Raw genomic sequence first — 25,690 nt, 5'->3', positions numbered from 1 at the left:
TCCACCTCTTTTACTTCTCTTTCTTTTTAACCTCTATACTATCTATTAACTTAAAATGTCCTGTACTTAGTAAATAGTTTGCTTTCTCATTTGCAACCTTTTCCTTTACTCCGTTAAAAAAAGTATAGCCATATGCAGTATATGTACCGCCTAATTTTAATTCTATAATCTTCATATGCAAATTACCTTACTTAATTCCCAAATTTATCAGGTATATTAGTAAGAATTGCTACTGCGTCCATTTCTTGAATAACTGCATCATCATCCAAATGAATAACATAGAATCGCTTATCTTCCATAACAGCAGATTTACCTTCTACAGTCTTACGAACTCGCGTGTCATACGTATTTACCGCAATAAAGTTTTTAGGATCTGCAAAAATAATTACATCATCTTGAAGAGAAGGAACTGTGACAATCTCATACCCTAACGGCTTATTAACTTGATCCCCTGTACCTAATAACGCTGCATCACCTAAGCCAGTTGAACGAGTTGTTAAATATTCAATCCACTTCTCTCTACGAGCAGGTGACATAATCCACTTTAAACCTTCATTTTTATATTTATTAGGCATCGCCTTAGATAAATTAAAGATTGAGTCTTTACTAAACCCAGCACTAGCTTCAGCATCTCCCGTTCCCGTCACTAATTTAAAATGATCGACAATATGAGATTTACTTGATTGTTTAATTTGTTTTAACCAGCCATCATTAATTTGTAGAAATGGGTCCTCTGAAGTTACATCCCCATTCCAATGAAGGTCTTCAAGGTCAATACCTAACTGAGTTGACATTAATGTCATAACAGTATCTTCATATCCTTCACCTTCGATATTTTCTCGAAGTAGCTCCTCCGTAATCTCCCATGGTAAACGAATAGAAACTGTATCATATTCAACTTTCGACGTTTCTACACCTGCTCGGTAGCCATCATCACTATTTTCCATTTTCCTACGTAAAATTCGACCACCGATTGCAATTTTATCTAATTCACCTTTTTTCGCTTTGCGAATCTCTTTACGATGTAATTGAGAAAATGGAGTTGCATCAAATACCATTCGGAAAAATTCTTTACTTTGTTCCGGATATAATAGCCCCGCTTTCATTCCTCCTGTTGTCATTGTACTCTTTTCAATTCGTTCAATACGTGCTAATAATTCTTTATTATTCATAGATTCATTTCTCCTTATCTTTATAGATCTAATCCTACCCATTTATTTACTGGTTTTCTCATCTCGTTTGTTGGTTTGGCATCAGCCCCAAGACTTTTACGAACTTGTGCTGATCGCTCAATTACTTCAAGTCTCTTTGAAATGGGGTCTATTACCTTCTGAATAAATTCACTTGTCTTTTTAGATTCTCTGTCATTTTCTAATTCATTAGTATCATGAGTTGATTCAAGTTCTTTATTTAACTGTTCTTCCAACTCCTGTAATCTCTCAAGAAAAGGACCCATTTCTCTCTTTACAATGTCTGCAATCTCATCTAAATTTTGATCTGTGTTTTTTTGTAACTTATTTTCTTTAATTTGGTTCATCAAAGAAATCATTTCATCAAATTTTTTATCATTTTTCTTATATAAGATTTTGCCTACTTCATTTATGGAATTAATAGTAATATCTTCCGGCAAGAAATCTGTATCACCACCCTTCATTGTATTTAAAATGTCCTTCATTTCATCTAAGGTGGAAACCATCCGCTTAATATCTACATTTCCCTCCCAAATCCCAACATAAAATACGTCTTCAAACAAATTAAATACCTTTTGCATCTTAGAGTTTTGTTTACTATTTACTGACTGATTATCCATCTCCTGAGTTTGTTCCTCGTCATAATGTGACTTAAAAAAATTAAACATCTTACGAATTACACCTTTCTCATCTTGTGTAAACTCATCCATTTGTGGCATCTCCATTCTTTCTCCAACCCCTCCCATCGAAAAGCCTGTAATTTTCCCTTTTTTGATCTCTTTCCATGTTTCACTATCGTCTACTCGAACAGTCATAAGCCATGTTCCCTTTTTAATATTTTGTTTTCCAACAACCGTATTATTTTTAGAAATCCAGCTTTCTACTACTGTTCCTTTTCCTGCCAACTCGTCATGATTTTTATCTATATATCTATATTTCTCCAAAAAATTATAAGCTGCTCTTTCAATTTCTTCAGCCGTCATGATATCACCATGTGCATCTTCTATATTTGGTTCATAAACAACCCCTGTTACAAGTTGTTTTTCATCTTCCCTCTTTAAAATAGGGACATTTTTCAAAACGTTAGAGCCATTCATGTTCATACCCTTCATAATTGCAAATGGCCTACCATTAGCCCCCTTTGTTACTAATGAAACATAACTAATTTCTACATTTTTCAATTCATTTGGCATAATATATTCCTACTTTCTAGCAAGACTACTAAATCGAGTTTGAATCTTCATTTAAAAATTTATCTCCTTCTAGAACTGGTTCGTATCCAATAACTTTTCGGCATTCATTTCTTGTTAATATACTCTTTTCATATCCATCTATTGCATATTGCATATCACTTGCTCGATCATCTGTATCAATTTCATTTAATTGAAACTGCCAGTCCAACTCCCCCAACGTTTCTGTAAACTCTTTAAATAATTGTGTATTTAATCGATGTTCTAAAATTTGTTGACCTGGTTCAATAATTGATCTTTTATACATTTCATTCATTTCTTTTGCTGTCGTCTGTCCAAGTGACCCTGTCATAGCCCAACCAATTCTATATGGTGGAACTCGATGAGCTACACAAATTTCCATAGCATTATCTTGGCGATATAAACGGAAGCTCGCTTCTTTGACATCAGGCCCTAATTTCTCTAAGCGAGCTTTGGCTCCTTCAGGGACAGGAACAACTGCTAACTTATGATGTTCTCCTTTTGTTTCGACAGAGAAAAATGTTTTTAATTCTCTTTCAACTGAATCATCTATTTCATCAACACCCTCAACAAACAAAACAGCATCTGGAATTGTTTTACCAGTAAAATAATTAATATTGTAATCTCTTACAGCTTGTGATCCTACAATGGAACCAATAGAACTCACATAATCCGGAATACCATAGTATGATGATCTAGAACCAAATTTACGAATTACAATAACTTCACCAGCTTTTTCTTCAGTGTCTAATAACGAGTTTTCATCTAAGCTATCACTAATCATTTTTCCATCTACTAACCTAAAATCAGATGGATAACTAAATCTCTTAAACCATCTCTCCTCATTATTTACAATCTGCGCAAATCGAATCTTATCTTTATGCGCACGTACCGTATGTGCTGGAATATGGTGTAGCTGCGCTGGTTCCCCTTTCAAATTACGAACAACCTCTATAATTCCCCAACCTACAGTTTCATAATCCTCCCAAACTGCCCTAAGTATTTCGCTACTTGTCATTTCATTGTTGCAATACCTCATAAAACGCTTTAATTCTTTATATTGTTCTTGATTTGCCTCTGTCACTTCATCTAGCGGTGCAAAATCAAATCCCATACCAGCAATATCATTTACTTTTGCACTAATACATGCCGAGTGAATAGGGTTACTTTCTCTCAAATTTAATAATACTTGCATATCATATGGAGGCTTCACTAGTTCTTTATCACCGTACACTTGTGCAAATGGATCAATTGTCATTTGTTTGCTTTGAAGTTCCTCATCACGTAAAGCCATCTCACGACTTTGTAAATTAAGTACCTTCACATTTTTAATTGCTTTTTTCTCAACCATAAGATTTATGCCTCCTCTCATATACAAATCATTTATTCAATGTTTTTCATAAAAACTTTACCAATATAAAAAAACTGAACATTACATGTTCAGCTAAACTCTTTTTATTTTTCCACCCATTATTTTTTTTTGCTTAGTAAAAAAGTATTCTAAGGCTTGTGACGTTGTATCTACTTGATCATTATGCTTACCAGATGGGAAAGAAGCTAATTCATCTATATAATCATATACCCAAGATTGTATTTTAGGATTAGGTATATATACATTTCCAGATTGAAATTCAGGGGATATCGCCTCAGCGCGTGTTTCTTTTGAACCCTGTGGATTTATAGGAATAATTCCACTTATTTCATTCTTCAATGAACTAATAATGGCAGGGCCATTTGCTTTTTTTTCAACTAATTTCGGAATGGACTTTTTAAAACCAGAATTTCGAAGGATCGACTCATATTTATGATGAAAAACAACAAATGCTTTCTTTGTTTCTAGGAAATTCATTTGCGCCCTCACTTGATCAATTAAATATTTGTCTCCATCTATCTTTCCCCAGATCTGTCCAACCACAAATGAACTTTTATTTGTAGTGTTATCAAAAGCCATATCCCAGGAAGTAATAATTTGATCAAATTGTTCCCAATTTGGTAATACATCGTAATATTGAAACCAGTTCCTTTTAAAAATATTCCCTATATCACTTGATGGTTTTTGTTGCCATAAAGATAACCATGAACGTGCAGAGGAAAACTTCTTTTTATCTTCATAATAATTTTGGCCATAGTGTTCAATCCATAAGCCTCTTCCTATTTCTCTGTTCAATGGATCATCCCTTGACTCTGCTATAGCGGGAATTGATAACACAGTCCATTTCTCCTGTTCTTTCTCTAACAATCTACCAGCTAAATCGTCCTCATGCCATCGCGTCAAAATTAGAATTACCTTTGCACCTTTTTGTAAACGTGTAGATAAAGTATCTTCCCATTCATCCCATAGTCTATTTCGGTATGTAATTGATTCGGCCTCTTGGCGATTTTTAATAGGGTCATCAATAATTAATAAATCTGCTCCTTCCCCTGTAATCGAACCACCAACTCCTACAGACAACATTCCACCAGAGTGATTATGTAGTGCCCAATCTGTTACGGAACCTTGCCGCTCATCAATTCTAATGTTAAATATTTCTTTACCAAACTCTTCAATCTTAGCACGATTTCTTCTACCAAACTTTTCAGCTAAACTTGATGCATAAGATACCTCTATAACTCTCTTATTTGGGTAATTTCCTAAATACCAACTTGGCAATGTTTCTGTTATAGACTGTGATTTTGAATGCCTAGGTGGCATAAACACCATTAATCTATTAGTCGATAATTTCTCTTCAATTAAATCTTGGCAAATCTTTGTTATTAATTTTGTGTGCTTTGCATGTTTATAGAATCCCTTATGTGTATACTGAACATAGAAAGGGGTAGTTCACTTTTGCCAATTCCTTAAATGTATTTTCATCTATTAACTTATGCACATTCATCCGTGTCATGATTGTAATTCTCCTCCTTGAACTTTCTCAAATAATTTCATAGCTAAATCAAGCATTTCCTCATCACACCCAATTTTCATAGCCATTTTATTATGCTCTACTTTCATTTCTCCTGAATGATTTACGTTTGCTTGCAATTGATCTTTTCTTCCCCATTTAGTTGGGAATTTTCTTTCTAATCTCCATGCTGCGGCTTTCCAATTAGATTTTGCATGCTCCCCAATTGTCTCAACGTCTCTAGCTTCACTAAATGCTAATGCCTGATCAATTTCCATGACTAACTTCACATAAATCTTATCTTTTCTCGGTACTACTTCACCTGTTTTTTCACTCGTTTCAATTGCCCTACGCCCTTGTTTTAACCAAACATAAACTATACTTCTACTTATTCCAACTAACGCACATGCGGTTTCAATATAATTCCCTACTTTAATATATTGGGTCAACCTATTTATCAGCTCATCATTCAATTTCATTGGTCGCGCCACTAGCATTCCCTCCCGTTTTAACTCATCATTTGTATTTCTTTTTCTAAACACTCAATACATATTGTTGTTATATTGTCGTCAACTACCTCACGAATTAACATTTGTTCACAATACTGAATTGTGATTGGAAATTTCAAAACCCACAAACATTTTTCAAGGCAAATTGAACATATTGGCATAGTATCTATATCTTGTTCTAACATCTAATCGCATCCTTCTGTAGTTTTTCATGTACTACTGCCTATTTTGTAGTAAATAAAAAGATGCCGTCACTTTTAAAATCTCTCATTTCATTTATAGATATTTTTTGGATTACTCTTTCTTTTTGCTAGTATCCATTCTTCATTTTTTATATTTCATTTAAACTTATTTTATTACTCTCTATTTATAGGTGGCACTATGGTGACAAGAATGTATTTGTAATTAAAAAAAGCCTTAACTACTTTCGCAGAAAAGACTTTTTCTTACTTGTTTAGCAATTTTTATTTCAGATCTATATAGAATCGTTTTAATTGTGCTTCTTGAAACATTCAAATATTTAGCAATTTTCTCTTGTGTAATGCCTCTTCCTCTTGACATGATATATATTTCTTTTTCATATTTTGTCAAAGTAGAGAGCGCATCTTCTAGTTTTATTCTCTCCCATTCTGAAATGACACTTTCTTTGTTTTCATCATCCCATTCATATGTTGTATCAGTACTACGAAAATACCTTTGCATTAACAAGGAATCATATGATTTTTCTCGTTGGTAAGCAGCTCTACGTTCTATTCCCCTACGATTCCCCGGCATCTTTGCATTCTTCATCCACTCCAAAGCATATGTGACATCACTAATCATACTTGTTAATATTTTAATCTCTTCTTCTTTTGCACTTATTTTAGCATTCTCTAGCTTACATAACGTTTCTTTATATTGGATAATTAAATCTCGCATATACCATTCCCACCCTTATAACAAAGCAAAATTGTTAAAAATAGAGACCATCTAAATCTACATTTAATTTCCATTTATTTTTTCTCACCAAAAAACTAAAATTATAAAAAAATCTTGCTTAATACTATTTATCATTGCTACTTTGTACTTATATGATATATGTATATAACGATTCATTTTTATCTCTTTTTCATCATTTTTTTACATAAAAATAACCACCTGTTTGTTTACACAGGTGGTTATAATCCATATTAAAAACTTATTTATGATTAGTAATCTTAACACTCCTCAACCTCAATCCCTAATGCATATGCATAGTTGTAAAAAGCAGTATTTCTTTTTCTATAATAATCTCCCTCGGATAAATTCAACTCTTTCATAACCTCATATCTATTAACTCGATTCTTTAACAAATATTTTTGAATAATTATTCTATCACTTTCAATATCTAACTTTTCTAACCCTTTGTTCATCGCAATAATATAATTGACCCGCTCTTCTTTCGCATTTTCTTTTAATATATTTTCTTTCGAGAGTACCGTTTCATTAAGATAATTACACTTCATAAATAATCTGTATTTCTTTATAGCTTTCAGTACATTTTCTTTAGTAGCTTCTTTATTTAATACTGGTAATTCTATATTTAACATGTTAAGCCCCTTTCTTATCATTTATCCTTAATCATAATTTGAATTTCACATATCAAAATCATTACAATGATTTTCTATTAAGGCTTATATCCTTCATGTATTATTTCATACATTGTATTGCTAACATTTATTTTCTTATCCTTATGATTTTTGATTAATTTTATTAACTCATCACTATTTAATTCGTACAATTGCTTATCCTTATATTTGTAAATTCCATTTTCAATAAGTTGATTAATTAAAAATAACTTCACCTTGCTACACCACCATATCTTCAACGAAAAATTGAATCTCAATATCTTTTGAATTATAATAACAAATTGCGCCCCCATTAATCGGAACACATCCTACTACAATTTGAGATTCACTTCTACTTTTTACAATAGCCACTTTATACAATTTATTATCTCTTTCAACTACATCACCAAGTCTAAACTCATTTATTTTACGCCCTTTAATAGCGAATAATTTTGCCCGTTCAAATAATAATTTTTCACTTTTTTCAGCTTTCCTAATTTTTAATTTCGTACTCTTTTCAAAATGACCATAATCATTAGAGAACTCCTCTCCATTAATCCAGAACCAACTACCATGCTTTATTTCTTTTTCATTTTCTTTACAATATTCAGCGATGAATTTTTCACTTTTTTCATTTTCAATATACAATAGTTCTCCTTTTCGAATTGTTTCTCTACAATCTATAAATTCATTCTCAAAAAAGAAATTAATTTGTTGATAGCTTTCTTTTTTACCTAAATAATCAGCAATCACTCTTTCACCTTCTATTTTCCAACACATCGGTGTCTCTTGTACTGTTGTAATCCAATTTGTTTGCATTCGTTTAATTGCTTCAAATCCTTTATATGTTCTCATTTTCAAGATGCCTCCATTTAATTATTTAAAACATATAGAATAAACTTAAAAACTGCTTTCAATGTAAGTACATGGAATTTCTAATCAAATACTCTTTCCGTTCCTCATATTCTTTCTTAACTTCCGAACCAATTCGTACAGTACAAATTTCTTGAACAACATGTTTTTATCTGCATATATATTCTTTTCTTAAAAAGGTAATTTTCTCTTACGCTTATCTCTTGTTTTTTTAAATTCTATGTGTCGATATGTATTAAACATACGAGATGTAACTCTTTCATCGTACGCTTTTATAATTGCCTCACCTGTTAAATTCGTTGTAATAATTGTTTTTTTCCCTTGTCGTCCATCAAATAGTTTAAATAACACACGATTTACAAATGCTGTGGCTTTTAAATCATTAATATCCATATCCCCTAGCTCTGCTCCTAGATCATCAATGACTAATAAATCCATAGAAATTAGCATATTTGTTATGCTATGCTCTGTTTCACAAGATTGCGTATTAAATGTCGAACGTATGTAATCAAAGAGTTCTGAACTTGTAACATACATAACTTTATCCGAACTTTGTTCATTCATTTCATGCGCTATAGAGTATGCAATATGACTTTTTCCGGCTCCAACTTTCCCCACAAGGATCAAATTAAATCGAATATCATTTAAATAGTCTGTAAGAGCCTTTTTAGCTAAAATTAAATTCTTTTCATCCTCTTCACATTCTGATATAAATGTCGAAAATCTAGCTAATTTAATAGTTTCATCTTTAATAAGACTCTGATCGTAAAATATACTTTTACGTTTTCTTTCCTCTTTCTCATAACGAAAAACATTCATTTCTTTTTCTAACCTTCTATTTTCTTCTTCTAAACGACATACTGGACAAATCGTTTCACCCTGAATCTCCATCAATCTTACAATTCGCTTCCTCTCCTGATTACATATCACACATGTTTCAGAAAGGAAGTTCATTTTCTTCGAAAGACTTTGTACTATATCTGTTACCTTTGTTAAAGCCATTTGATTTCACCATCTTTCTCTGCTGCAAATATCCCTCAAATTTAGTTCCAAATAAGGTTTCTGGTCTTAAATATTTTGCCTGTTCTGTATAAAGCCATTCTTTCGCCTTCGTCTCAATAACTTCTTTAAATTCATTTATATTAAATCCCTCTTGTAGTCTAGATTTAATTAACATTTGTGTCTTTTTAGTTGAAATACGATAACTTGTATTACATACACTGTTGAGATAATTAATTATCTCTACTATATCTTTTTGAGTGGTATTCTCTGAGTTAATCTTTTGTGTAGTCTCTGGTATTGGTTGAGACATATTATCATTTTCCATCATGACAATATGTTCTTTTCGTTGAGACAATTTGTCACAATCGTTATCTATTTCTAATTCAACTAATCTGTCATAATTTATTGAATACCATTTTGTTTTATCAAACTTTAATTTGTTATAGTTACCACTTATCAATAAATTAAACTCTTCTAGATTTTTAACAATACGTTTCAACGTTCTTTCATTCCAAAACGGGAATTGTTTATGCCAATTTGTAATGCTATTATAGACCCAATAACGATCATCATAATAATGTTTCGAGCGCTTGAGCCAATAATGTATTTGTTGAAGAAAAATTGCCTCGTTCAATCCAATCTTACTTGCTAATCGAGGTAATACTAATAATGGCTCATCCTGTATTAGCAAACTACTCATTTTATCTTCCTCCAGATTTTTTCTTAAAATCAATATATTAAATTTCTTAAATATTAAAGGTTTTATGCTCCAAAACCTTTAAATTTCCCAACCTATTAATACTTTTATAGCTTGATTAGCTTGCTTCCTTGTAAGATCACTCAGTGATTGAATTTTAAGTTTTACTTTTAATTTATTTTTGATTTCCTCTTTTGATATTACTCCATCATATTTCAATGCTATTATATGCATTTTGGCATAAATCATTTTTAACTGTTTATACGAAAGCTTTTCCGATTCAAAACGAATAGTATTACTAAATTCTTCATTTTCTTTAGTACTCTTGCTGACATATCCTTGTTTTTTTGTCACTTTAAAAATCATGATTAATCCTTCCCCCTACAATATACTTTCCTATAAGATTTGTTTTTTAAGACGATAGTCTTTCTTTTCTTACACCTCATTCTCTGTTAACCAATTCAATAAAAATGCTTTCGTTTCTTTAGCCGGAAAATACCATGTCCCGCCCACTTTAAATTTTTGAACACGCTGATCAAAAAAGAATTCTTTTTGAATAGTAGTTCACGACATGCACGTTCTTTTTTTAATTCACTTGTATCCCAAAATACAAATCCTGCATCCACTTCTTTAAGCGTTTCTTCTAATTTTTCTAAATATAATCTTCTGATTGCTCTTTCATCCACTTGAATATCTAGCATTTTATATTTCATCTCAATTTTTATATACCAAATACACTTTAGCGTTTCATTTTTTGAATCTCTTTCCTTATTTTCTAAGTAAAAAAACTATATATGAAGTACCTTTAATAGTAGAATTATTAGATATTTGGTTTAAAATACCCCAATAAACATCCTATAATCCATATATAAATACGTGCATTTTTGTCACAAATTATTTAAAAAAAGATCCGGGAATAATTCTTCTATAGATTTCTCTAAATAGCACGATAGCATATGTGCCTCTTTCAGAGTGAATTCACTTTTATTATGTTCTTTTGCCCAATATGTACGTGGAGAAACATTAAGAAAATCAGCAACTTCTTCAATAGTTTTTCTCTTTAATTTTCTTTCTAAAAATATCATCTTGTGCATTTTTGTCACCTCTTTTCAAATTCAAATATAGTACTACGTGACAAAACAGTCAAGAATTTTTTTACCAATTCACGAAGAAAGTTGCATTTTTGTCACACCGATTATATAATCAATCAAGACGGAGGTGACAAAAAGTCATGAAATCATTTGGTTTAAAATTATCTCAATTGATGAAGAAAAATAATATGACAGACGAGCAATTAGCTGAATTATTATCTGTTAGTAGAACTACTGTTTTGCGGTGGAGAAATGGTGAAAGAAGCCCTAAAATGTCAAAAATATCTCAAATCGCTAAGATATTAAATGTCTCTGCAACTTACTTTATTGATGAAAATGAATCCTATTGTCCTGAAGATCAAGCAATTACCAAACGAAATATTCCCATTTATGGTACAATCGCAGCTGGTAAACCAATTGAAGCTATAGAAAATGTAATTGGGGATATACAGGTACCTGATATCATTTTAGATAAATATGGATTTGAAAAACTATTAGCACTTCGTATAAACGGAGACAGTATGAATAGAATTGTACATGATGGACATATAGCTGTACTTGAGAGGACAACAAATATAAATAATGGCGACATAGCCGCTGTACTCATCAACGGATATGACGCCACTTTAAAAAGAATTTACAAAACTAATAATAGAATTATCCTAGAGCCAGATTCTTTTAATCCTAGTATACATCCATTAATGTTTGATTGTACAGATATAGAAAATTGTCCAGAAATAAAAGTAGTTGGAAAATACATTTGGAGTTGTGCACCAATTCAATAATATTTCATCAATGAATTAAGTTATTTTTTAATAAATTTTAAAGTAGGGGGGCTTTCTCCCCTTCTTTTTTATAGCAGGGATTTTATCTTGGTTACTTTCAGAGAATTTAGATTTTTCTTGTATGCTTTATAGGTGAATTACTCTTCTTTCAAATAAAAGTGTTTTACCCTCAACACGTTTTGCCTCAAGGGTTGGAACCTCTTATATAGGTACATTTACTGATTGCGTTCCCATTGGTGAACTTGTATGCGGGATATATACAGTCCACTTTCTCCTCTTAAACAATCATTCTTGGTTACTTTTTCTTACTCAATATAAAATCCCCTCCTAACTGGCTTTATCCTATTCCATATACTACCACATCTTATCTTGCATAAGTTTAGATAAGATTCTATCCTCTCTCATTAATTTGCGAAGATAATTGGCATCAAGATTAATTATGTTTACAACTACTTTAATCGTAATCATTTTTTTTTAATTGCTTTATCACCAGATGATTTGCGTACAAAAGGTACAGATTCAATATTATCGTCTATTAAAGGTTCTAGCACTAATTTTACCTTTTACTAATTGTTTCCATGTCACCTACTCTCCAGCATTTTAATTAAATATTTTTATTGATCCAAGCTTTAAATCGTCAGTTTTAACTATAGAAATTGAGAAGGGATGAATAAAAAAGTGGGTGAATAATGATGAAATTTTCGAGTCGTTTTTTATAAAACTTGGTTTTGGAAAAGAAATACTGAGAAGAAATGGGAAGCTATTAATTAGAGACAACATGGATTAAAGAACATATTGAGTAAAAAAAAGGCAGTATACACCGCCTTTTTTTATTTCATTTAAGGATGTTTCTTTAAGAATTACTACACGAAAAAGGCATTGTTAAATTTAAGCAAGAATTTTTTTCTTATTACTCTCAATACCATTAAGAATCCCTTTATATTTTCTAGAAAATATAATTGATAACATTACATAATTAAAAAATAAGCTAATAAATACACCAAATATATTCAAGTTGAAGACATAAATGGTAATAATCATCATTACAAAAGTAATTAAATTTATTATAGCTGTTTTTATTAAAACATAATTACTTTGCCCTATAGCTTGTAAAGCATATTTATAAACATTATGTAACGGATTAAAGACATTAGCTATTATAATAAAGGTAAGTATACTTGCAGCATAATTAATTAAATTCGTATCATTTGTAATAAAAGCTACAACCTCATATTTTAAAAATACAAAAATAATACTTAAAAACATGTAAAATACCATAATAAGTCCTAAAGTCACCTTAGGTAGTTCCTTTAAATCTATTAACTGTTTAGAGCCGTACCTTTCACTAACTAAAGTTAGAATAGCAGAAGAATACATATACATTGGAATTAAAATAATACTTAAAATTTGAGAAACTAATAAGTATCCTGATAATTGTATATCTCCTGTTCGAGCAATCATAGCATTTACACCTATAATGAAAATACCGCCTTCTAAAATCTCTTGACCAACTAGAGAGGTGCTCTTTTTACATAAGAACTTTAAATTATTAATATATATTTTAATGTTTTGAAAGGTAATTTTTAAATGTTTTCTACACAAATACATATAAATAATTAAATTTATACTTAAAGCAATTATAGTTGCTATTGCCGAACCACTTATTCCTAATTTCGGAAATCCGAAGTTACCAAAAATCAGAAGATAATTTAATATTACATTCAAGAATGAAATTTTATAAATCTTGTTAAAGGAAATAAGACATTTAAATTATTAATTTAAATGTTCACGAGAAAAAAGAGAATACCCTACCCTTAAACATATAGAAATGTCCTAATACCATATCTAGGACATCCCTCCACTTTACTCATCTTATACATAACTTATCTAAATCTTTAGACCCTATACAGCTCTAACAATTAAACAAACCTAAAATATATCTTCTGCCTAAAACATATTATTATTATTATTATTATTAGTTGTCTCACTTGGAATCTCTTGTATTGCATACCAATGCTCGACAATCTTACCATCCTTTATACGAAATAAATCCCCTATAGCAACTCCCTTATCTTGAGAATTAGCTCGGAAATGTACATGAAGAGCAACTGTATCCCCTTCAGCTACTACACGTTTAATCTCTGCAGAGGAATTAGGGCTTTTAACAAAACCCTCCTTAAAGAAATCCATTGTTATATCTAATATTTAATATCATTTTCCGTTTAAACCCCTTATTTTAATTTTTTACTGATACATTATGTTAAATTTTGTGTGGCAAGATGAAACAAGCTAATAAATTAAATTATTGTTAGGTTAGTTAGTATCTAATGATATGATAATATCATTAGATACATATAAAAAGGCATCCTGCCTTGTAACAGAAAACCTTTTATGTATTATTAACCTACAAACCTAAAATTTCAACAATCTGACGTGCCTTAGCATTATCTATAAAATAATGCATCTCTATCCCTCTTCTTTCTGAGCGGAGTACGGTTCCCCTCAATTTTGATAAATGTTGTGAAACAGTGGACTGTGGTAGTCTCAATATCTCCGTTAACTGTGTAACATTGCAGACTTTATGTTGCATTAATTCATTTACAATTTGTAATCGAACAGGATGTGCCATTACTTTTAATACATCTACATCGTCTTCTTGGATTTCAGCTAGATTTCTTTCAGATATTAATGTTATCATTTCGCATTCTCCTTTATTATTAATTTCTATTTTCCTGTTATCCTTATAATTAATAATTATAGCTAATTACCATTTGTCCTGTTGAGAAAATATATTCTCTTTTTAAAACAAAAAGGACACCAATTCATTAAAACGTTTTTACTGCTTTAATGAATTGGTGCCCTCTAATTTTTTGACCCAAATATATCTTATTTTAAAGGATATTTTCAGTTCCTTTTTTCTCACGTCTAGTAAAATTTTGTATTTTCTTTAAAATTCATATTAAGAATACTCTTCAAATCCTGAAAGCATAAATTTGCGGTAAACCTATACTTTCTATCACATTCCACACCAATTAAAATAGTTAACACTATTAACAAAGTGCTAACTATTTTAATTGAATATTAATAATAGTGAATCTACATATTATCAATTAACTTTATAGTACATGTATGTAAAAATAATAACATGATAAGCTTTTTCAAATTTTTCTCCTTGTAAAGATTTGAAAATAGCATTTCATTACTCTCCTTACTGTTAATATGCCTAGAAAAAGAACCCTATAGGGTTCTTTTTCTGTTCATTCCCTAAAGTCCCATATTAATAAAAAAAGAAGAGGGATATATCCTCTCTTCACCAATAAAATCGAACATCTTTACACTTAAGGAAGGGCATATATTCATCAAGAGATGAAATGAACAATAATAGTTCACCTAGTGAATTATAACACAAATTCAATTCCATAAATAGATAATATTAACATTTTTAGAATTATTGTTACAAAATTGTTAAACATCTTAATATTAAAAGGCTTTATATGTATGTAAATTGAAAGTGGATAGTGTAAGAATAAAATATAAGGGGGATATACCATGTTTAACAAAAAACAAACATTCGTAACAACGGTAACAGCTTTAACACTAGGTTGTGGATTTACATTCGGATTAACACCGGCCTTTGCAGATTCTAACAAGATTTCCGCAAACAATATTCCTGTTCATTCTATTCAGAACCAAGAACAAGAACCTTTTACTGGATATGTTATTTCAGTAGAGAACAATTATTTAGTAGTTGCTGCTACGTCTACAAAAGATGAAGCTCTTGCTTATCAACATGATTGGTGGGATCTAGTTTCTCAAAATAAGATTTTAAAGGTCCCTGTTTCAGATAGTGAAAACTATACATTAGGTGAGAAATTAAATGTATATGCAGCTGCATGGACTAAATCCCTACCACCAATAGCTGTTATGCCCACAATTGAAAAAGTATTTCATTAGATTATATTTAAAATAAGAAGGGCATCATTCTAATTAGAATGATGCCCTTTATCCCACCAACCTTTTTCTCTTATTAATAAAGCTGTCTAGCGATAAATAAGAAATGGTTACAGTAAGAAAATCCCATAGCCTTTGTTTAACGTATTCCCCGAAAGAATTCTCCTTCCTCAAGCGTGTGAAGGGCGTAGCCCAACGATAGGTGGGAGATGAATTTCGGTTTGGCATAGCCAAAGACTTTTGATAAACTTGCTATATGAAGTTCTTTGATAACTTGATATAGAAGGTTGCAGGAAGAAAATAGAGTGCGAAAACCAAGCCATTCGGTTCCTGCGTAAAATATCAACCGTACCAAAAGAGCATCCATGCGTTGAACATCTAGGGGTGGAACACCCCAAAGTAACGCTCAGGGAGACGAAAAGTTACTCTCGTCGTGGAACTGAGAAGCTCCCCCTTCAAACTTTGCTAAGTGGCGAGTAGTTCACTAACTGATTTACCTTTCACAAAAAGTCTTTCTCATTATTCAAATAGATCCTTATGATTCAATGAAAGATCATTTCAAAGAGCATTATATAAAAATTGAGCATACTGTTCACGAGTTGCTGTCATAAATGGAGCAAATTCTCCTATCTCTACTCCTGCAAAAATATAATTAGAGTAAACTACACTAATTGCTTCTTTTACCCAAAAGTTAGCAGGTATATCTTTAAATTAATGCGGAGCTTTCACACTGTAGGGAAAAGCATTTTTAATTATTTGTTCCACCTCCGCGCGTGTAAACGCACCCCTTTGGATCTCCTTTAAAAATCCCTAACTCTGTCACAATCAAAAATTCTTTTAAAAACATTGTTGAGTTTTCATTAATATCATGATAAGGATTAGCAAATGACGACTTCCCTTGAATATGTAGTATCTGATCATCTTTCACATCCCCCTTCAAATGCGCTCGATAAAGTAGTGCAGCTACTTGTCCACGGGTAACATTATCTCCCAAACCAAATATACCATTTCCGTATCCTACAATAATATTTCCCTCGTTAGATAAATTATATATTACATAAATGACCAATAATCCATTGGCACCTCATCAAACAGAATTCGTTTCGTTTTTACTTCAGCAAAACCTGTACTAGTTAATAGTCCCCCTATAATCGTATTGCCCTTAAGACTTTATTCACTATTGTTATTCTGTATATTATAATTTTATTTAAAAGCATAAAAAATTATACACATATTTTATCATTCATGTTAATATAACAATATTGCAATTTTATTATTAGTAATTTATAACAGGAGATGAAAAGATGAAAGGACTTGAATTTTCAACCAGCCTATTATTTTTTTGGATAAAAGGCAGAGTAGACGTTGATAATAGGTTTGTAAAAACCAACTTATCAAACACATTATTTGGTTTTATTCCAGCTGGTAAAGACCAACAAAACATTCCTCTAAAAAATATTTCTGGAGCAATGTTATCTACCAAGTATTTTTTTAAACCGATGATTTTAGGAATACTAATTTTCTTATTTGGATTAGGTACTTTAAGTGACAGTTTTATTGGTGGATTAATTTTACTACTATTAGGTATTGGAATGGCGGGTAGCGGCATTCAAACAATATTAAGAATTGAAAAAGCAGGAACACCTTATCATATTAGTGTCCCATTCTTTGAAAAAGAAAAAATGCAATTATTAAATGATATTATACAAAATGCTTTAGCAGATGACACAGACAAAACAGATTTAAATTTATTCTTCGATAAAAAATCACAGTAAGTATTATTATATTTAAAATAAAACCTTATAATCTAATTATATTATTTAATTAGATTATAAGGTTTTTAAGTTATTCTAGCCAACAAGCTTTTCTCAATAAAAATTCTACTTCTACCTTCCCTTCTTGTAAAATCTATAAGAATTCCCCTCCCATCTCGCCTTCTACAAAATAATTTTTTAATTCTCAACATAAGATGATTAGAATTAAATTCCTAATCATAGTAGGTACAGTTGTCAATTATCCTTCCTTTTTGAAAGGTCCTATCTTTAATGACAAGGCCATTCAAATTTTCCTAACCTAAAATATCCTTTCTATTTCGTTTTCTTTTTGATCTCAAATTGTTTCTTTTCGTTGGTTTTCCTGCATGTTGTATATAAAAAATAAGGCAATACCTGTCATGCTAATTAAAAAATTTGATAATAATCAATCATCTGTAATACTCCCTCCATACAAAAATAAGAAGTCTCTTTTTAAGAGACTTCTCATTTCTAATACAAACGACATACATAGGATAAATATACACAATATTATCAGGATGGTGTGCTATGTTGCTCTTTTAGAATAACACACAATATCTCATTTTTGTTTAATAATCCCAACTTATAAAACTTTATCAACATTAAAATATTTCATTTAAAGCAAACGAACAAAAATAAACTCAACGAAATATTCACTTAAAAAACAACGTATGTAAAAAACAGTTACAATCCTATTCATAGTTTTAAAAATTTGTCCCCCTCTTCTTCTAAGAATATTCTAAATCTCAGATAGATTATCTTATATCGCCACCTTGTGTATGCAGAATTACATATCAAACCATATTGAAAACCATTCTCATTGTAACTATAATGGTTTCAAGGAGTTGTATTTTCACTTCCTTTTCAAATCTCAAAATATATTAAAGGAGGAACTAGCATTATGAAAAAAGCTATTTTAGCAGGGGCACTAGGAATTGCAGTACTATCAGGTATGAATTTACCAGGAGCAGAGGCACCAAAAGCGAGTGCGGCAACTACGAATTTAGAAATTCAAGAAGTTACAAAATATTACTCTATGAATTCCTATGAAGTTTCTCAAAAAGAATCATTTAATCTTAGTAAAGGGGAAGAACTTACAGTCTTTGTACAAAATTCCGGGTTCCCAATTTCTTATACAGTCTTTGATGCAGATAATCAAGTAATTGGCACATACAATGCTAATTCACCATATGGTCGCGTATTCAAAGCACAAAAAGACGGTAATATTTCTGTTCAATTTCAAGCAGGAGTAAATTCTTCTTACATGAAGAAAATGAATTTCACAGCTAAATTTGCGGTTTCTAAACTTAACCAACAATAAAAAATGTAACGATCCTCTTTAAAAGCAAATTAAAAAGGTATATCCCTTCAATGGGATATACCTTTAACTTTAGTGAATTTTATATTGACCAGATAACTGCTCTTGCGCCATACGAACTAAACGTTTCGTAATCTCTCCACCTACTGAACCATTTGCTCGTGATGTTGAATCTGGTCCAAGTGTAACGCCAAACTCCTGAGCAATTTCATACTTCATTTGCTCAATTGCACTTGCTGCCGCTGCTATTAAGATTTCGTTTGAATTATTATTTTCGCGAATTTGCATTTTTTAAACACCTCCGTTGAATTTGGTAATATCATGCTCTATTTCCAACAAAATATGCAAAAAAATTATTCGTTTAGCCATTTTACATATATACCTAAGCTTTCATCTCTTATGTGGGAATAAATAAAGGTATAGATCATACTCTATACCTACACCTTCTCCTATCCTACTTACTTTTGAATTCCCCTATTAACCCCTGTAACTCTTGCGAGAGCCAATTTAAAGAATTTGCTAACTCTGCAATATCTTGTACATATAGTTCTTGCTCTTTCATACTTTTCTCCACATTACTACTGCTATTCACATATGTATTTACAATGTGTGATAATTCATTTACAAACTGAACAATTGTTTGATTATCTTTTAGAATGTCACTTGAATTATTCGAATTCGCTTTAATTTGATTTGTAACAGATTGTGCAGATTCTGAAATCTTTTCAAAGAAAGCACCACTACTTTGAACAAGTGTTATTCCTGATTCAACTTCCTTTGAACTCTTCTGTATGGATCTTACAGCTCTCTCTGCTTCAGCCTGGGTTTCACCAATTAATTTAGCTATATCCCTTGCAGATGCCTCGGTTCTTTTCGCTAATATACGTACCTCGTCCGCAACACCTGAAAATTCTTCCCCCATCTCTCCAGCACATGAGGATTCAGTAGAAGCATTTAAAGCTAATGAATGTGTTTGATTTGAAATGGTTGTAATTACAGTAAGAATTTCATGAATTTCCTTAGATTGTGCTTCTAATGCATAAATACTAGAAGATACATCCTGAACTGTATCTTTGATTCTTTTCATTTGATTCACGATTTGCTTAATCAAATCTTTTCCCTTTGCAGAATGCTGGTCCATGTTTTCCAAAGCATTGCCAACTTGTTTTGCAGCTCCTTTAATTTCTTTCATCTTACTTTCCATTTCTTGAACAATCCCTAAACATTTTTGCAATACATATTCATGAGAATGTGCTCCTACATTTAATCCTGTAATAGCACTTGCAATTTCTTTAAAGGCTATGCTATTCTCTTTTGTACTTACCGACAATTCCTGTGAAGATGTAGACACCTGTTCAGCAGTCTGCCTTACTTTATCTATAATACTATTAAACTTTTTAATAGTATTATTAAAATAGATATTAGTTATTCCTATATCATCAGATCTTTCATTCAATTTAATACTTAAATCCCCTTCGCCAACTTTACGTAACCCTTCTTGTAAATCCTTTAAAGGCGATAGAGAGCTTCGTGAGATAAATATTTGAATTGTAATTGCGATTGTTAATGAAATTATAATAAATAGTAAACCTTGTATCATAAATTGTTTCTTTGTAAGAGGAATAATAGAAGCTTCCAAATCCGCTGCAACAATTGCAATTATATTTTTATTTTCATCTGTAACTGGCTCTAAAATTGTTACCCAGAACCCTAATTCATCTTCATACACTTCTGTCATTTGTGCCTGTTTTGTTTGTATTACTTTATCATATGTTTTCATCCAATAAGTGGGCTGCTCATAGTATTCACCTGGTTTTACAGAAACAGTATGTGCTAATTCTGTATCCAGAGCTACTATTTGTAATTCAGCTTTTTCACTTAGCTTGGCTCCTGTAACATATGTTTGTCCAACACTTTTCATATCTTTTATAGATTTATCTAATTGCTCCGTCAATTTTTCTTTCTTCACTCTTTGAGCTGTGGGGTCTTTTGCTACATCTTTTACTATTTCTAGATCTAATTGATTTAATACCGAATCACCTGTTTCAAAAGACTGCCTCTCAAATATAGACATCATACTACTTTGAAACATATTAAAACTTAACGCTCCCATACTTCCAACAAGGGTCAGAATTACTAATACCGTTAGTAATACATTTTTTTGAAGCAACGATAGCTTATGCCAATATTTTTTCATTAACATCACCTTTCTTAATTTCTGGAATAAAGCTAAAGCAAGTAGCAATATCTTTTAAAAAACTTTTTTCTTTTATCTTGATTGTTTCACTATATTCATAGCAATATTTAAGGACTCCAAACGTTTATGTACGTATAAACAAAAACATGCAATTTTTATAAGCATTAAAATACAGCTAATTTTTAGCTCTCCCTTATATAACAATACTAAAGATATGATAGCCATCACATCTATAAATAATAATGCTAAAGTTTTTATATTTCCCCTCCTTAATACAATAACACTTTATAGAATTTAATATTAGGCGGTACAATATTTCTGTAATTATTGGATCTTCTGCTTATATTGTTTAATCATTTCATTTCTTTATAATTGCAAATTTTTCATTTTATACGAGAAAATAAGTACAATCTACTTCTAATAACAGCTATAATTCTTTTACTCCACCACAATTTTAAACTTCATACCGTCATTTAATTCCCTTAACTTCCTCCCCTATGCAAGAAACCGCTCCTCGGTTATCATAGGGCTATATATTGAACACTCGCACCCTTTATATGTCCAGCTGTTTTTGGAAATATAAAGGGTGGAAGATATGAAGCCTCTGGTGCTCCATTCTTTCCACTTCTACTTATATTTTTTAAATCGATGACATCAAAGTTGTAGCCTACCAGAACAACTATAATAATTAATAGACTACTAAACATGATTTTTAATTTCATATTTATCGCCTTAAAAATTTCACACTAGATTCGTTACTATTTATTTTAATGTGTTTATCGGTGAGGAATGGAGACTGGTTTTATTTAATGTTTTTCGAAATTAAAAAAGAGACCTATTTATTAGATCTCTTTTTTAATTTATCTTAACTTAATTATTCTATTCTTTTACCTAAAATTCTAATATCCCCATAACTTCTTTTGTAAATAGTTTAAAATCAGTTAAATGTTTTTCAATAATTTGACGAACAATATCTAAATTTACACTTTGATAATCATGAACAGCAATATTACGAAATCCTACCATCGCCTTTAATTTATTTGCTAAATCAGCGCTAAGTAATCCTGCTGTAACCAATAAATCAAAGGCCTCTCGACTAGATTGGGGTAGTCCTAATTTTTTCCCTGCAACAATATGCATTGCTAAATCAATACTCGCTTCACAAGCTCTTTGTATGTTCAATATTATTGAATCTTGTTTTGTAAAGTCCTCTAAATTTTCAGGGTCATTTCCATATACATCTTGGATTCTTTTTATACAACGCTCTATTGTAGAAATTTTATTTAAAATAACCTCATTCTTCATATATAGAACCTCTTTTCTTTATATCATCAAATACTATCTGTCGTTCTTCATTCAACTTTGAATACATTTTTAAGGTTTTCATTTCAAAAATGACCTTACGTTTTTCATCCGAACAAAATATTGTCTTTCCTGTATGTATAATCTGAGCCTGAAAAACTGTAGAAGCTTCGGATAAATCAACTAAATCAACATCTCTATGAACAATGTTAGCTAACTCCTGTGCTAATAAAAAACGTTCATAGTTCCCTAAAGTTGTGTCACTTAAATAAGCTATATCAATATCACTATCTTCTCGTTCTCTGTTCTCAGCCGTTGATCCAAACACAATTATCCAATAGGGATTCACCGTCTCTTGTAATTTTTCTATAATAGCTGTTATCATGCTTTGAAAAATCATCTCATTAATCCCCCTTAGTATACTTGAACTTTATTATATCATAATCATTACGAAATCCATTAAGCTTCAACAAATACATAAACAACATTAAACCTTCTTAGTACTTAAAGACGGAATCGAAAAAAAGAAATTAAAGATGATATAGATGTTATGTCACTTACTTCTTTCCTTTCTTCTTCCATGGAAGGAGCTATTATGGCTAGTCGAGTATCAAAAAATAATATACACCATCATTATTTTATAGAACAAGTAAGACATCTCCTTAATTCATACGCCAATTAAACCTTCTTAAAACGCGGCTTGTATTTAAAACAAAAAGACATTTTGAGGTGTCTTTTTTCAATATGTCCATTGTAATAATTAATTTATTAAAGCAAATAAAATATCCGATAACAAAAAATAAAGGCTTTGGAGCCCTCTTTATTATAAAAGTTTCCTTCTTGATTAATACAATGATTCCTTCTGATCCTTATTCTCTTCTTCAATTAGTAACTCGATGTATGAGGAGGTATCATCGCTCATTAGACCATTAACCTGTCTGTGTCTACAAACTTTTTTTCTGATGGAGCAAGAAGATGAACAATAAATTTAGCAGACTCTGCTGTAATCCTTAACAAGAAAACATTTTCTAAAATAATCAGTTTACCTATTTGTATGGTCAACTAACAGTAAAAAATTATTTTGTCCTGACAATTTATATGTGAGAATTAATTGTGGATTTTTTTGTTTAAATATCCAAATATTAGTTGCAGTTTGTTGTACTTCTGAGTTAAATCTTTTTATTTGTACAATCTGCTCAAATAATTAATAAAATTTATCTATTAAACTAGCAAAATATCCTCATATCCAAATCCCATTCAAAGAAAAAAGAGTGCTCCCTCATGATTCTATCCCAAAAACAAATTTCATTTACTGATTACTCGACAAGAATTACATACTTACCAACCATAACAGGATGTAATAAAGTTTCATCCCTATTCATTCTTAATCTTCGCAGTATACAATACGCTAATTCCATTCTATGAATATATATAAAAATACCATTCATCAAAGTTTATTATGGCTATAAAAATAAGATTATTTATCAGTTCAAATTAGCAGAATGTCTACAATCTCTCACTTAAACACAGGATCAAATACTATTTTAAGGGCTAATAACCCCTTAATAACTTCTCACTATAGAGATATTTGAACCCTAGTAAAATTCCGCATCATTAAAAATAAATTACCACTTTGTCTATTACGATTAGTAATTTTCAACATACCCTATCTTGAGAAGTAGCAAAGAGGTATTTTTTTAACCCCTTTCTACTTTTTTAATTTATTTGAGGAGGAAGATATAAATGCCAGAACGTCATGAAGATGAAATCCGTGAATTGTTACACGCATTTCAATTAGTAGGTGCAAGAGTCGTATTATTTTTACCATCGTTTCATGTAGAAGGTCTTATCACTCGAATTGGAGAAAACTTTGTTACTCTTCGTCGTGGTAACGGCGAAGGTGTCGAAGTAGAAAGTAATGCTAATGGTGGAGACCTTGAGAATCCAAACCAAATTAGTGTTAAAATTAGTTCAATTTTATCAGTTAGTGATGACCAAGGGGAATAATCAATAAAACCCAAAAATGCAATGGGATTATAAATACCCATTGCATTTTTTTAATTTCATTTTACAGAATCTTAATTGGTATGAATTACCCTGAAATATTACTTATATGGAAAGTAATTTTGATTCCTTTATTATTCTTTTTATTATCACTCCTTCACACAAACTGTTTATTTTATAATACAACTCTTTTTAGAGAGTATTTAGATATGTCAGTTTTGTTTAAATCAAAAAATATTAAACAGACTAAAATGAATCCAAAACAAGATTATTTACCATTTAAAATTAGCAGAATGTCTATAATCTCTCACTTAAACACAAGATTAACTACTATTTTAAGGGCTAATAACCTCTTAATAACTTCTCACTATAGAGATATTTGAACCCTAGTAAAATTCCGCATCATTAAAAATAAATTACCACTTTGTCTATTACGATTAGTAATTTTCAACATACCCTATCTTGAGAAGTAGCAAAGAGGTATTTTTTTAACCCCTTTCTACTTTTTTAATTTATTTGAGGAGGAAGATATAAATGCCAGAACGTCATGAAGATGAAATCCGTGAATTGTTACACGCATTTCAATTAGTAGGTGCAAGAGTCGTATTATTTTTACCATCGTTTCATGTAGAAGGTCTTATCACTCGAATTGGAGAAAACTTTGTTACTCTTCGTCGTGGTAACGGCGAAGGTGTCGAAGTAGAAAGTAATGCTACTGGGGGAGACCTTGAAAATCCAAACCAAATTAGTGTTAAAATTAGTTCAATTTTATCAGTTAGTGATGACCAAGGGGAATAATCAATAAAACCCAAAAATGCAATGGGTTGTAAATACCCATTGCATTTTTTAAAATTTCATTTTACAAAACCTTAATTGATATAAATTAGCCTAAAATATCACTTATATAGAAAATAATTTTGGCTTGTTTATTATTTTTTTATTAGCACTCTTTTACATAATCTGTTTACTATATAGTACAACTCTTTTTAGGAGGTGTTTAGATGTTTCAGTTTTGTTCAAATCAAAAAAATATTAAACAACCTAAGTTTAAATTGTTTAATATAGATCCTATCCCTTTTTATACTCCACCACGCTCACAACAAAATAATTCAGTTTCATCAGAACCAACAGATACTCCACCACGTTCACAACAAAATAATTCGGTTTCATCAGAACCAACAGATACTTCACCACGTTCACAACAAAATAATTCGGTTTCATCAGAACCAACAGATACTTCACCACGTTCACAACAAAATAATTCGGTTTCATCAGAACCAACAGATACTTCACCACGTT

At 30.9% G+C, this 25,690-nt stretch carries 32 protein-coding genes and 3 pseudogenes; 7 read left to right on the top strand and 28 right to left on the bottom strand.

The features are described 5' to 3' along the window. Positions 1-10 precede the first annotated feature (10 nt). The 16 genes from ACTFRU_RS20755 to ACTFRU_RS20680 all read right to left on the bottom strand — a co-directional run bounded on the left by ACTFRU_RS20755 (position 11) and on the right by ACTFRU_RS20680 (position 11,044). A complete protein-coding gene (locus ACTFRU_RS20755) occupies positions 11-175 on the bottom strand; it encodes a YqbF domain-containing protein (RefSeq protein ID WP_000691127.1) in 165 nt (54 codons plus the stop codon). 16 nt (positions 176-191) lie between these two features. Further along, positions 192-1,172 (bottom strand): phage major capsid family protein, encoded by a 981-nt coding sequence (locus ACTFRU_RS20750; RefSeq protein WP_001060157.1) that lies wholly within the window; start codon positions 1,170-1,172, stop codon positions 192-194. Between the two features lie 20 nt (positions 1,173-1,192). After that, on the bottom strand, positions 1,193-2,383 hold the full coding sequence (locus ACTFRU_RS20745) for an XkdF-like putative serine protease domain-containing protein (RefSeq protein WP_440037794.1): 1,191 nt from the start codon (positions 2,381-2,383) through the stop codon (positions 1,193-1,195). 28 nt (positions 2,384-2,411) lie between these two features. After that, entirely contained in the window at positions 2,412-3,752 is a 1,341-nt protein-coding gene (locus ACTFRU_RS20740; protein WP_017657990.1) for a phage portal protein, read from the bottom strand. A 93-nt stretch (positions 3,753-3,845) separates the two neighbouring features. Next, a complete protein-coding gene (terL, locus tag ACTFRU_RS20735) occupies positions 3,846-5,093 on the bottom strand; it encodes a phage terminase large subunit (protein WP_227749024.1) in 1,248 nt (415 codons plus the stop codon). 189 nt (positions 5,094-5,282) lie between these two features. After that, positions 5,283-5,780, bottom strand: coding sequence for a hypothetical protein (locus tag ACTFRU_RS20730; protein ID WP_069603977.1), 498 nt, complete (start codon positions 5,778-5,780; stop codon positions 5,283-5,285). Positions 5,781-5,791: 11 nt separating this feature from the next. Further along, entirely contained in the window at positions 5,792-5,977 is a 186-nt protein-coding gene (locus tag ACTFRU_RS20725; RefSeq protein WP_000892959.1) for a hypothetical protein, read from the bottom strand. 232 nt (positions 5,978-6,209) lie between these two features. Further along, entirely contained in the window at positions 6,210-6,710 is a 501-nt protein-coding gene (locus ACTFRU_RS20720) for a sigma-70 family RNA polymerase sigma factor (RefSeq protein ID WP_017657992.1), read from the bottom strand. 278 nt (positions 6,711-6,988) lie between these two features. Continuing rightward, positions 6,989-7,360: a hypothetical protein gene (locus ACTFRU_RS20715; protein WP_000931950.1), complete on the bottom strand. Its 372-nt coding sequence runs from the start codon at positions 7,358-7,360 to the stop codon at positions 6,989-6,991. 77 nt (positions 7,361-7,437) lie between these two features. Beyond that, complete coding sequence (locus ACTFRU_RS20710; RefSeq protein WP_000765291.1) at positions 7,438-7,614, bottom strand: Fur-regulated basic protein FbpA; 177 nt, start codon at positions 7,612-7,614, stop codon at positions 7,438-7,440. A 4-nt stretch (positions 7,615-7,618) separates the two neighbouring features. After that, entirely contained in the window at positions 7,619-8,233 is a 615-nt protein-coding gene (locus ACTFRU_RS20705; RefSeq protein ID WP_069603976.1) for a hypothetical protein, read from the bottom strand. A 189-nt stretch (positions 8,234-8,422) separates the two neighbouring features. Further along, entirely contained in the window at positions 8,423-9,253 is an 831-nt protein-coding gene (locus tag ACTFRU_RS20700) for an ATP-binding protein (protein ID WP_048538558.1), read from the bottom strand. Then, a complete protein-coding gene (locus tag ACTFRU_RS20695) occupies positions 9,189-9,953 on the bottom strand; it encodes a conserved phage C-terminal domain-containing protein (RefSeq protein WP_017657781.1) in 765 nt (254 codons plus the stop codon). Before ACTFRU_RS20695 ends, ACTFRU_RS20700 begins: the two co-directional genes overlap by 65 nt. 78 nt (positions 9,954-10,031) lie before the next feature. Continuing rightward, the gene (locus tag ACTFRU_RS20690; RefSeq protein ID WP_017657780.1) at positions 10,032-10,316 is read right to left on the bottom strand and encodes a hypothetical protein; all 285 of its coding nucleotides are present in this window, start codon (positions 10,314-10,316) and stop codon (positions 10,032-10,034) included. Positions 10,317-10,411: 95 nt separating this feature from the next. Then, positions 10,412-10,651 carry a group-specific protein gene (locus ACTFRU_RS20685; RefSeq protein WP_440037793.1) on the bottom strand — a complete coding sequence of 80 codons (240 nt, stop codon included), beginning with the start codon at positions 10,649-10,651 and terminating at the stop codon, positions 10,412-10,414. Positions 10,652-10,837: 186 nt separating this feature from the next. Further along, positions 10,838-11,044 (bottom strand): helix-turn-helix transcriptional regulator, encoded by a 207-nt coding sequence (locus ACTFRU_RS20680; protein ID WP_000549412.1) that lies wholly within the window; start codon positions 11,042-11,044, stop codon positions 10,838-10,840. Between the two features lie 137 nt (positions 11,045-11,181). Between ACTFRU_RS20680 and ACTFRU_RS20675 the strand changes: the two genes are divergently transcribed. Further along, positions 11,182-11,826: a LexA family protein gene (locus ACTFRU_RS20675; protein WP_017657778.1), complete on the top strand. Its 645-nt coding sequence runs from the start codon at positions 11,182-11,184 to the stop codon at positions 11,824-11,826. A gap of 888 nt (positions 11,827-12,714) precedes the next feature. Here ACTFRU_RS20675 and ACTFRU_RS20670 read toward each other — a convergent pair. The 3 genes and pseudogenes from ACTFRU_RS20670 to ACTFRU_RS20660 all read right to left on the bottom strand — a co-directional run bounded on the left by ACTFRU_RS20670 (position 12,715) and on the right by ACTFRU_RS20660 (position 14,524). Then, positions 12,715-13,551: an MATE family efflux transporter gene (locus ACTFRU_RS20670; protein ID WP_227754020.1), complete on the bottom strand. Its 837-nt coding sequence runs from the start codon at positions 13,549-13,551 to the stop codon at positions 12,715-12,717. A gap of 222 nt (positions 13,552-13,773) precedes the next feature. Then, positions 13,774-14,016: pseudogene (locus tag ACTFRU_RS20665) on the bottom strand (nuclear transport factor 2 family protein); the annotation flags it as partial. Positions 14,017-14,230: 214 nt separating this feature from the next. Continuing rightward, positions 14,231-14,524, bottom strand: a complete 294-nt coding sequence (locus ACTFRU_RS20660; protein ID WP_017657775.1) for an ArsR/SmtB family transcription factor — start codon at positions 14,522-14,524, stop codon at positions 14,231-14,233. Between the two features lie 851 nt (positions 14,525-15,375). On the opposite strand from ACTFRU_RS20660, the gene ACTFRU_RS20655 reads away from it, so the two are divergent. Further along, on the top strand, positions 15,376-15,780 hold the full coding sequence (locus tag ACTFRU_RS20655) for a DUF3221 domain-containing protein (protein WP_078386445.1): 405 nt from the start codon (positions 15,376-15,378) through the stop codon (positions 15,778-15,780). Between the two features lie 555 nt (positions 15,781-16,335). On the opposite strand, the gene ACTFRU_RS20650 is transcribed toward ACTFRU_RS20655, so the two are convergent. Together ACTFRU_RS20650 and ACTFRU_RS20645 are read right to left on the bottom strand one after the other, a co-directional pair. After that, positions 16,336-16,479 (bottom strand): S-layer homology domain-containing protein, encoded by a 144-nt coding sequence (locus ACTFRU_RS20650; protein ID WP_078386447.1) that lies wholly within the window; start codon positions 16,477-16,479, stop codon positions 16,336-16,338. Positions 16,480-16,525: 46 nt separating this feature from the next. Beyond that, positions 16,526-16,846, bottom strand: a complete 321-nt coding sequence (locus tag ACTFRU_RS20645; protein WP_239660596.1) for an S-layer homology domain-containing protein — start codon at positions 16,844-16,846, stop codon at positions 16,526-16,528. Between the two features lie 235 nt (positions 16,847-17,081). Here ACTFRU_RS20645 and ACTFRU_RS20640 point away from each other — a divergent pair, with 235 nt between their 5' ends. Together ACTFRU_RS20640 and ACTFRU_RS20635 are read left to right on the top strand one after the other, a co-directional pair. Next, positions 17,082-17,552 carry a hypothetical protein gene (locus ACTFRU_RS20640; RefSeq protein WP_069604170.1) on the top strand — a complete coding sequence of 157 codons (471 nt, stop codon included), beginning with the start codon at positions 17,082-17,084 and terminating at the stop codon, positions 17,550-17,552. Positions 17,553-18,471: 919 nt separating this feature from the next. Further along, positions 18,472-18,891, top strand: coding sequence for a hypothetical protein (locus ACTFRU_RS20635; protein ID WP_029443236.1), 420 nt, complete (start codon positions 18,472-18,474; stop codon positions 18,889-18,891). A gap of 69 nt (positions 18,892-18,960) precedes the next feature. Here ACTFRU_RS20635 and ACTFRU_RS20630 read toward each other — a convergent pair whose 3' ends face one another. The 5 genes from ACTFRU_RS20630 to mntA form a co-directional block, all read right to left on the bottom strand. Continuing rightward, positions 18,961-19,176, bottom strand: a complete 216-nt coding sequence (locus ACTFRU_RS20630) for an alpha/beta-type small acid-soluble spore protein (protein WP_001167049.1) — start codon at positions 19,174-19,176, stop codon at positions 18,961-18,963. Between the two features lie 166 nt (positions 19,177-19,342). Further along, positions 19,343-21,085 carry a methyl-accepting chemotaxis protein gene (locus ACTFRU_RS20625; protein WP_440037792.1) on the bottom strand — a complete coding sequence of 581 codons (1,743 nt, stop codon included), beginning with the start codon at positions 21,083-21,085 and terminating at the stop codon, positions 19,343-19,345. A gap of 521 nt (positions 21,086-21,606) precedes the next feature. Next, the gene (locus tag ACTFRU_RS20620; RefSeq protein WP_440037791.1) at positions 21,607-21,807 is read right to left on the bottom strand and encodes a hypothetical protein; all 201 of its coding nucleotides are present in this window, start codon (positions 21,805-21,807) and stop codon (positions 21,607-21,609) included. Positions 21,808-21,976: 169 nt separating this feature from the next. Further along, positions 21,977-22,390 carry a type VII toxin-antitoxin system HepT family RNase toxin gene (gene hepT, locus ACTFRU_RS20615; RefSeq protein WP_000787540.1) on the bottom strand — a complete coding sequence of 138 codons (414 nt, stop codon included), beginning with the start codon at positions 22,388-22,390 and terminating at the stop codon, positions 21,977-21,979. Then, positions 22,380-22,787 (bottom strand): type VII toxin-antitoxin system MntA family adenylyltransferase antitoxin, encoded by a 408-nt coding sequence (mntA, locus tag ACTFRU_RS20610; protein ID WP_000577223.1) that lies wholly within the window; start codon positions 22,785-22,787, stop codon positions 22,380-22,382. Before mntA ends, hepT begins: the two co-directional genes overlap by 11 nt. 100 nt (positions 22,788-22,887) lie before the next feature. Here mntA and ACTFRU_RS20605 point away from each other — a divergent pair. Continuing rightward, positions 22,888-23,069 (top strand): annotated as a pseudogene (locus ACTFRU_RS20605) (TetR family transcriptional regulator C-terminal domain-containing protein); the annotation flags it as partial. 251 nt (positions 23,070-23,320) lie between these two features. On the opposite strand, the pseudogene ACTFRU_RS20600 reads toward ACTFRU_RS20605, so the two are convergent. Beyond that, positions 23,321-23,670: pseudogene (locus ACTFRU_RS20600) on the bottom strand (DUF2935 domain-containing protein); the annotation flags it as partial. Positions 23,671-24,130: 460 nt separating this feature from the next. Here ACTFRU_RS20600 and ACTFRU_RS20595 point away from each other — a divergent pair. Then, entirely contained in the window at positions 24,131-24,394 is a 264-nt protein-coding gene (locus tag ACTFRU_RS20595) for a hypothetical protein (protein ID WP_001115161.1), read from the top strand. A 531-nt stretch (positions 24,395-24,925) separates the two neighbouring features. Further along, a complete protein-coding gene (locus ACTFRU_RS20590; RefSeq protein WP_065705211.1) occupies positions 24,926-25,189 on the top strand; it encodes a hypothetical protein in 264 nt (87 codons plus the stop codon). Between the two features lie 280 nt (positions 25,190-25,469). Here the strand turns inward: ACTFRU_RS20590 and ACTFRU_RS20585 are convergent. Next, on the bottom strand, positions 25,470-25,690 hold a 221-nt coding region (locus tag ACTFRU_RS20585), incomplete at its 5' end, for a hypothetical protein (protein ID WP_440037790.1).

It is taken from the genome of Bacillus cereus group sp. MYBK220-1, assembly GCF_051916445.1.
GTDB lineage: Bacteria > Bacillota > Bacilli > Bacillales > Bacillaceae_G > Bacillus_A > Bacillus_A cereus.
Note: the sequence above shows the minus strand (reverse complement) of the source record. Positions and strands in the feature narration are given on the sequence as shown.

Excerpts from the sequence above, each read along its gene's own strand:
- ACTFRU_RS20595 (WP_001115161.1), top strand. The coding sequence starts at position 24,131 with ATGCCAGAACGTCATGAAGATGAAATCCGTGAATTGTTACACGCATTT.
- hepT (WP_000787540.1), bottom strand. The coding sequence starts at position 22,390 with ATGAAGAATGAGGTTATTTTAAATAAAATTTCTACAATAGAGCGTTGT.
- ACTFRU_RS20725 (WP_000892959.1), bottom strand. The coding sequence starts at position 5,977 with ATGTTAGAACAAGATATAGATACTATGCCAATATGTTCAATTTGCCTT.
- ACTFRU_RS20695 (WP_017657781.1), bottom strand. The coding sequence starts at position 9,953 with ATGAGTAGTTTGCTAATACAGGATGAGCCATTATTAGTATTACCTCGA.
- ACTFRU_RS20745 (WP_440037794.1), bottom strand. The coding sequence starts at position 2,383 with ATGCCAAATGAATTGAAAAATGTAGAAATTAGTTATGTTTCATTAGTA.
- ACTFRU_RS20705 (WP_069603976.1), bottom strand. The coding sequence starts at position 8,233 with ATGAGAACATATAAAGGATTTGAAGCAATTAAACGAATGCAAACAAAT.
- terL (WP_227749024.1), bottom strand. The coding sequence starts at position 5,093 with ATGCCACCTAGGCATTCAAAATCACAGTCTATAACAGAAACATTGCCA.
- ACTFRU_RS20740 (WP_017657990.1), bottom strand. The coding sequence starts at position 3,752 with ATGGTTGAGAAAAAAGCAATTAAAAATGTGAAGGTACTTAATTTACAA.
- ACTFRU_RS20640 (WP_069604170.1), top strand. The coding sequence starts at position 17,082 with ATGAAAGGACTTGAATTTTCAACCAGCCTATTATTTTTTTGGATAAAA.
- ACTFRU_RS20625 (WP_440037792.1), bottom strand. The coding sequence starts at position 21,085 with ATGAAAAAATATTGGCATAAGCTATCGTTGCTTCAAAAAAATGTATTA.
- ACTFRU_RS20635 (WP_029443236.1), top strand. The coding sequence starts at position 18,472 with ATGAAAAAAGCTATTTTAGCAGGGGCACTAGGAATTGCAGTACTATCA.
- ACTFRU_RS20620 (WP_440037791.1), bottom strand. The coding sequence starts at position 21,807 with ATGAAATTAAAAATCATGTTTAGTAGTCTATTAATTATTATAGTTGTT.
- ACTFRU_RS20715 (WP_000931950.1), bottom strand. The coding sequence starts at position 7,360 with ATGTTAAATATAGAATTACCAGTATTAAATAAAGAAGCTACTAAAGAA.
- ACTFRU_RS20755 (WP_000691127.1), bottom strand. The coding sequence starts at position 175 with ATGAAGATTATAGAATTAAAATTAGGCGGTACATATACTGCATATGGC.
- mntA (WP_000577223.1), bottom strand. The coding sequence starts at position 22,787 with ATGATTTTTCAAAGCATGATAACAGCTATTATAGAAAAATTACAAGAG.
- ACTFRU_RS20750 (WP_001060157.1), bottom strand. The coding sequence starts at position 1,172 with ATGAATAATAAAGAATTATTAGCACGTATTGAACGAATTGAAAAGAGT.
- ACTFRU_RS20655 (WP_078386445.1), top strand. The coding sequence starts at position 15,376 with ATGTTTAACAAAAAACAAACATTCGTAACAACGGTAACAGCTTTAACA.
- ACTFRU_RS20685 (WP_440037793.1), bottom strand. The coding sequence starts at position 10,651 with ATGCTAGATATTCAAGTGGATGAAAGAGCAATCAGAAGATTATATTTA.
- ACTFRU_RS20730 (WP_069603977.1), bottom strand. The coding sequence starts at position 5,780 with ATGCTAGTGGCGCGACCAATGAAATTGAATGATGAGCTGATAAATAGG.
- ACTFRU_RS20690 (WP_017657780.1), bottom strand. The coding sequence starts at position 10,316 with ATGATTTTTAAAGTGACAAAAAAACAAGGATATGTCAGCAAGAGTACT.
- ACTFRU_RS20660 (WP_017657775.1), bottom strand. The coding sequence starts at position 14,524 with ATGATAACATTAATATCTGAAAGAAATCTAGCTGAAATCCAAGAAGAC.
- ACTFRU_RS20675 (WP_017657778.1), top strand. The coding sequence starts at position 11,182 with ATGAAATCATTTGGTTTAAAATTATCTCAATTGATGAAGAAAAATAAT.
- ACTFRU_RS20590 (WP_065705211.1), top strand. The coding sequence starts at position 24,926 with ATGCCAGAACGTCATGAAGATGAAATCCGTGAATTGTTACACGCATTT.
- ACTFRU_RS20680 (WP_000549412.1), bottom strand. The coding sequence starts at position 11,044 with ATGCACAAGATGATATTTTTAGAAAGAAAATTAAAGAGAAAAACTATT.
- ACTFRU_RS20720 (WP_017657992.1), bottom strand. The coding sequence starts at position 6,710 with ATGCGAGATTTAATTATCCAATATAAAGAAACGTTATGTAAGCTAGAG.
- ACTFRU_RS20630 (WP_001167049.1), bottom strand. The coding sequence starts at position 19,176 with ATGCAAATTCGCGAAAATAATAATTCAAACGAAATCTTAATAGCAGCG.
- ACTFRU_RS20700 (WP_048538558.1), bottom strand. The coding sequence starts at position 9,253 with ATGGCTTTAACAAAGGTAACAGATATAGTACAAAGTCTTTCGAAGAAA.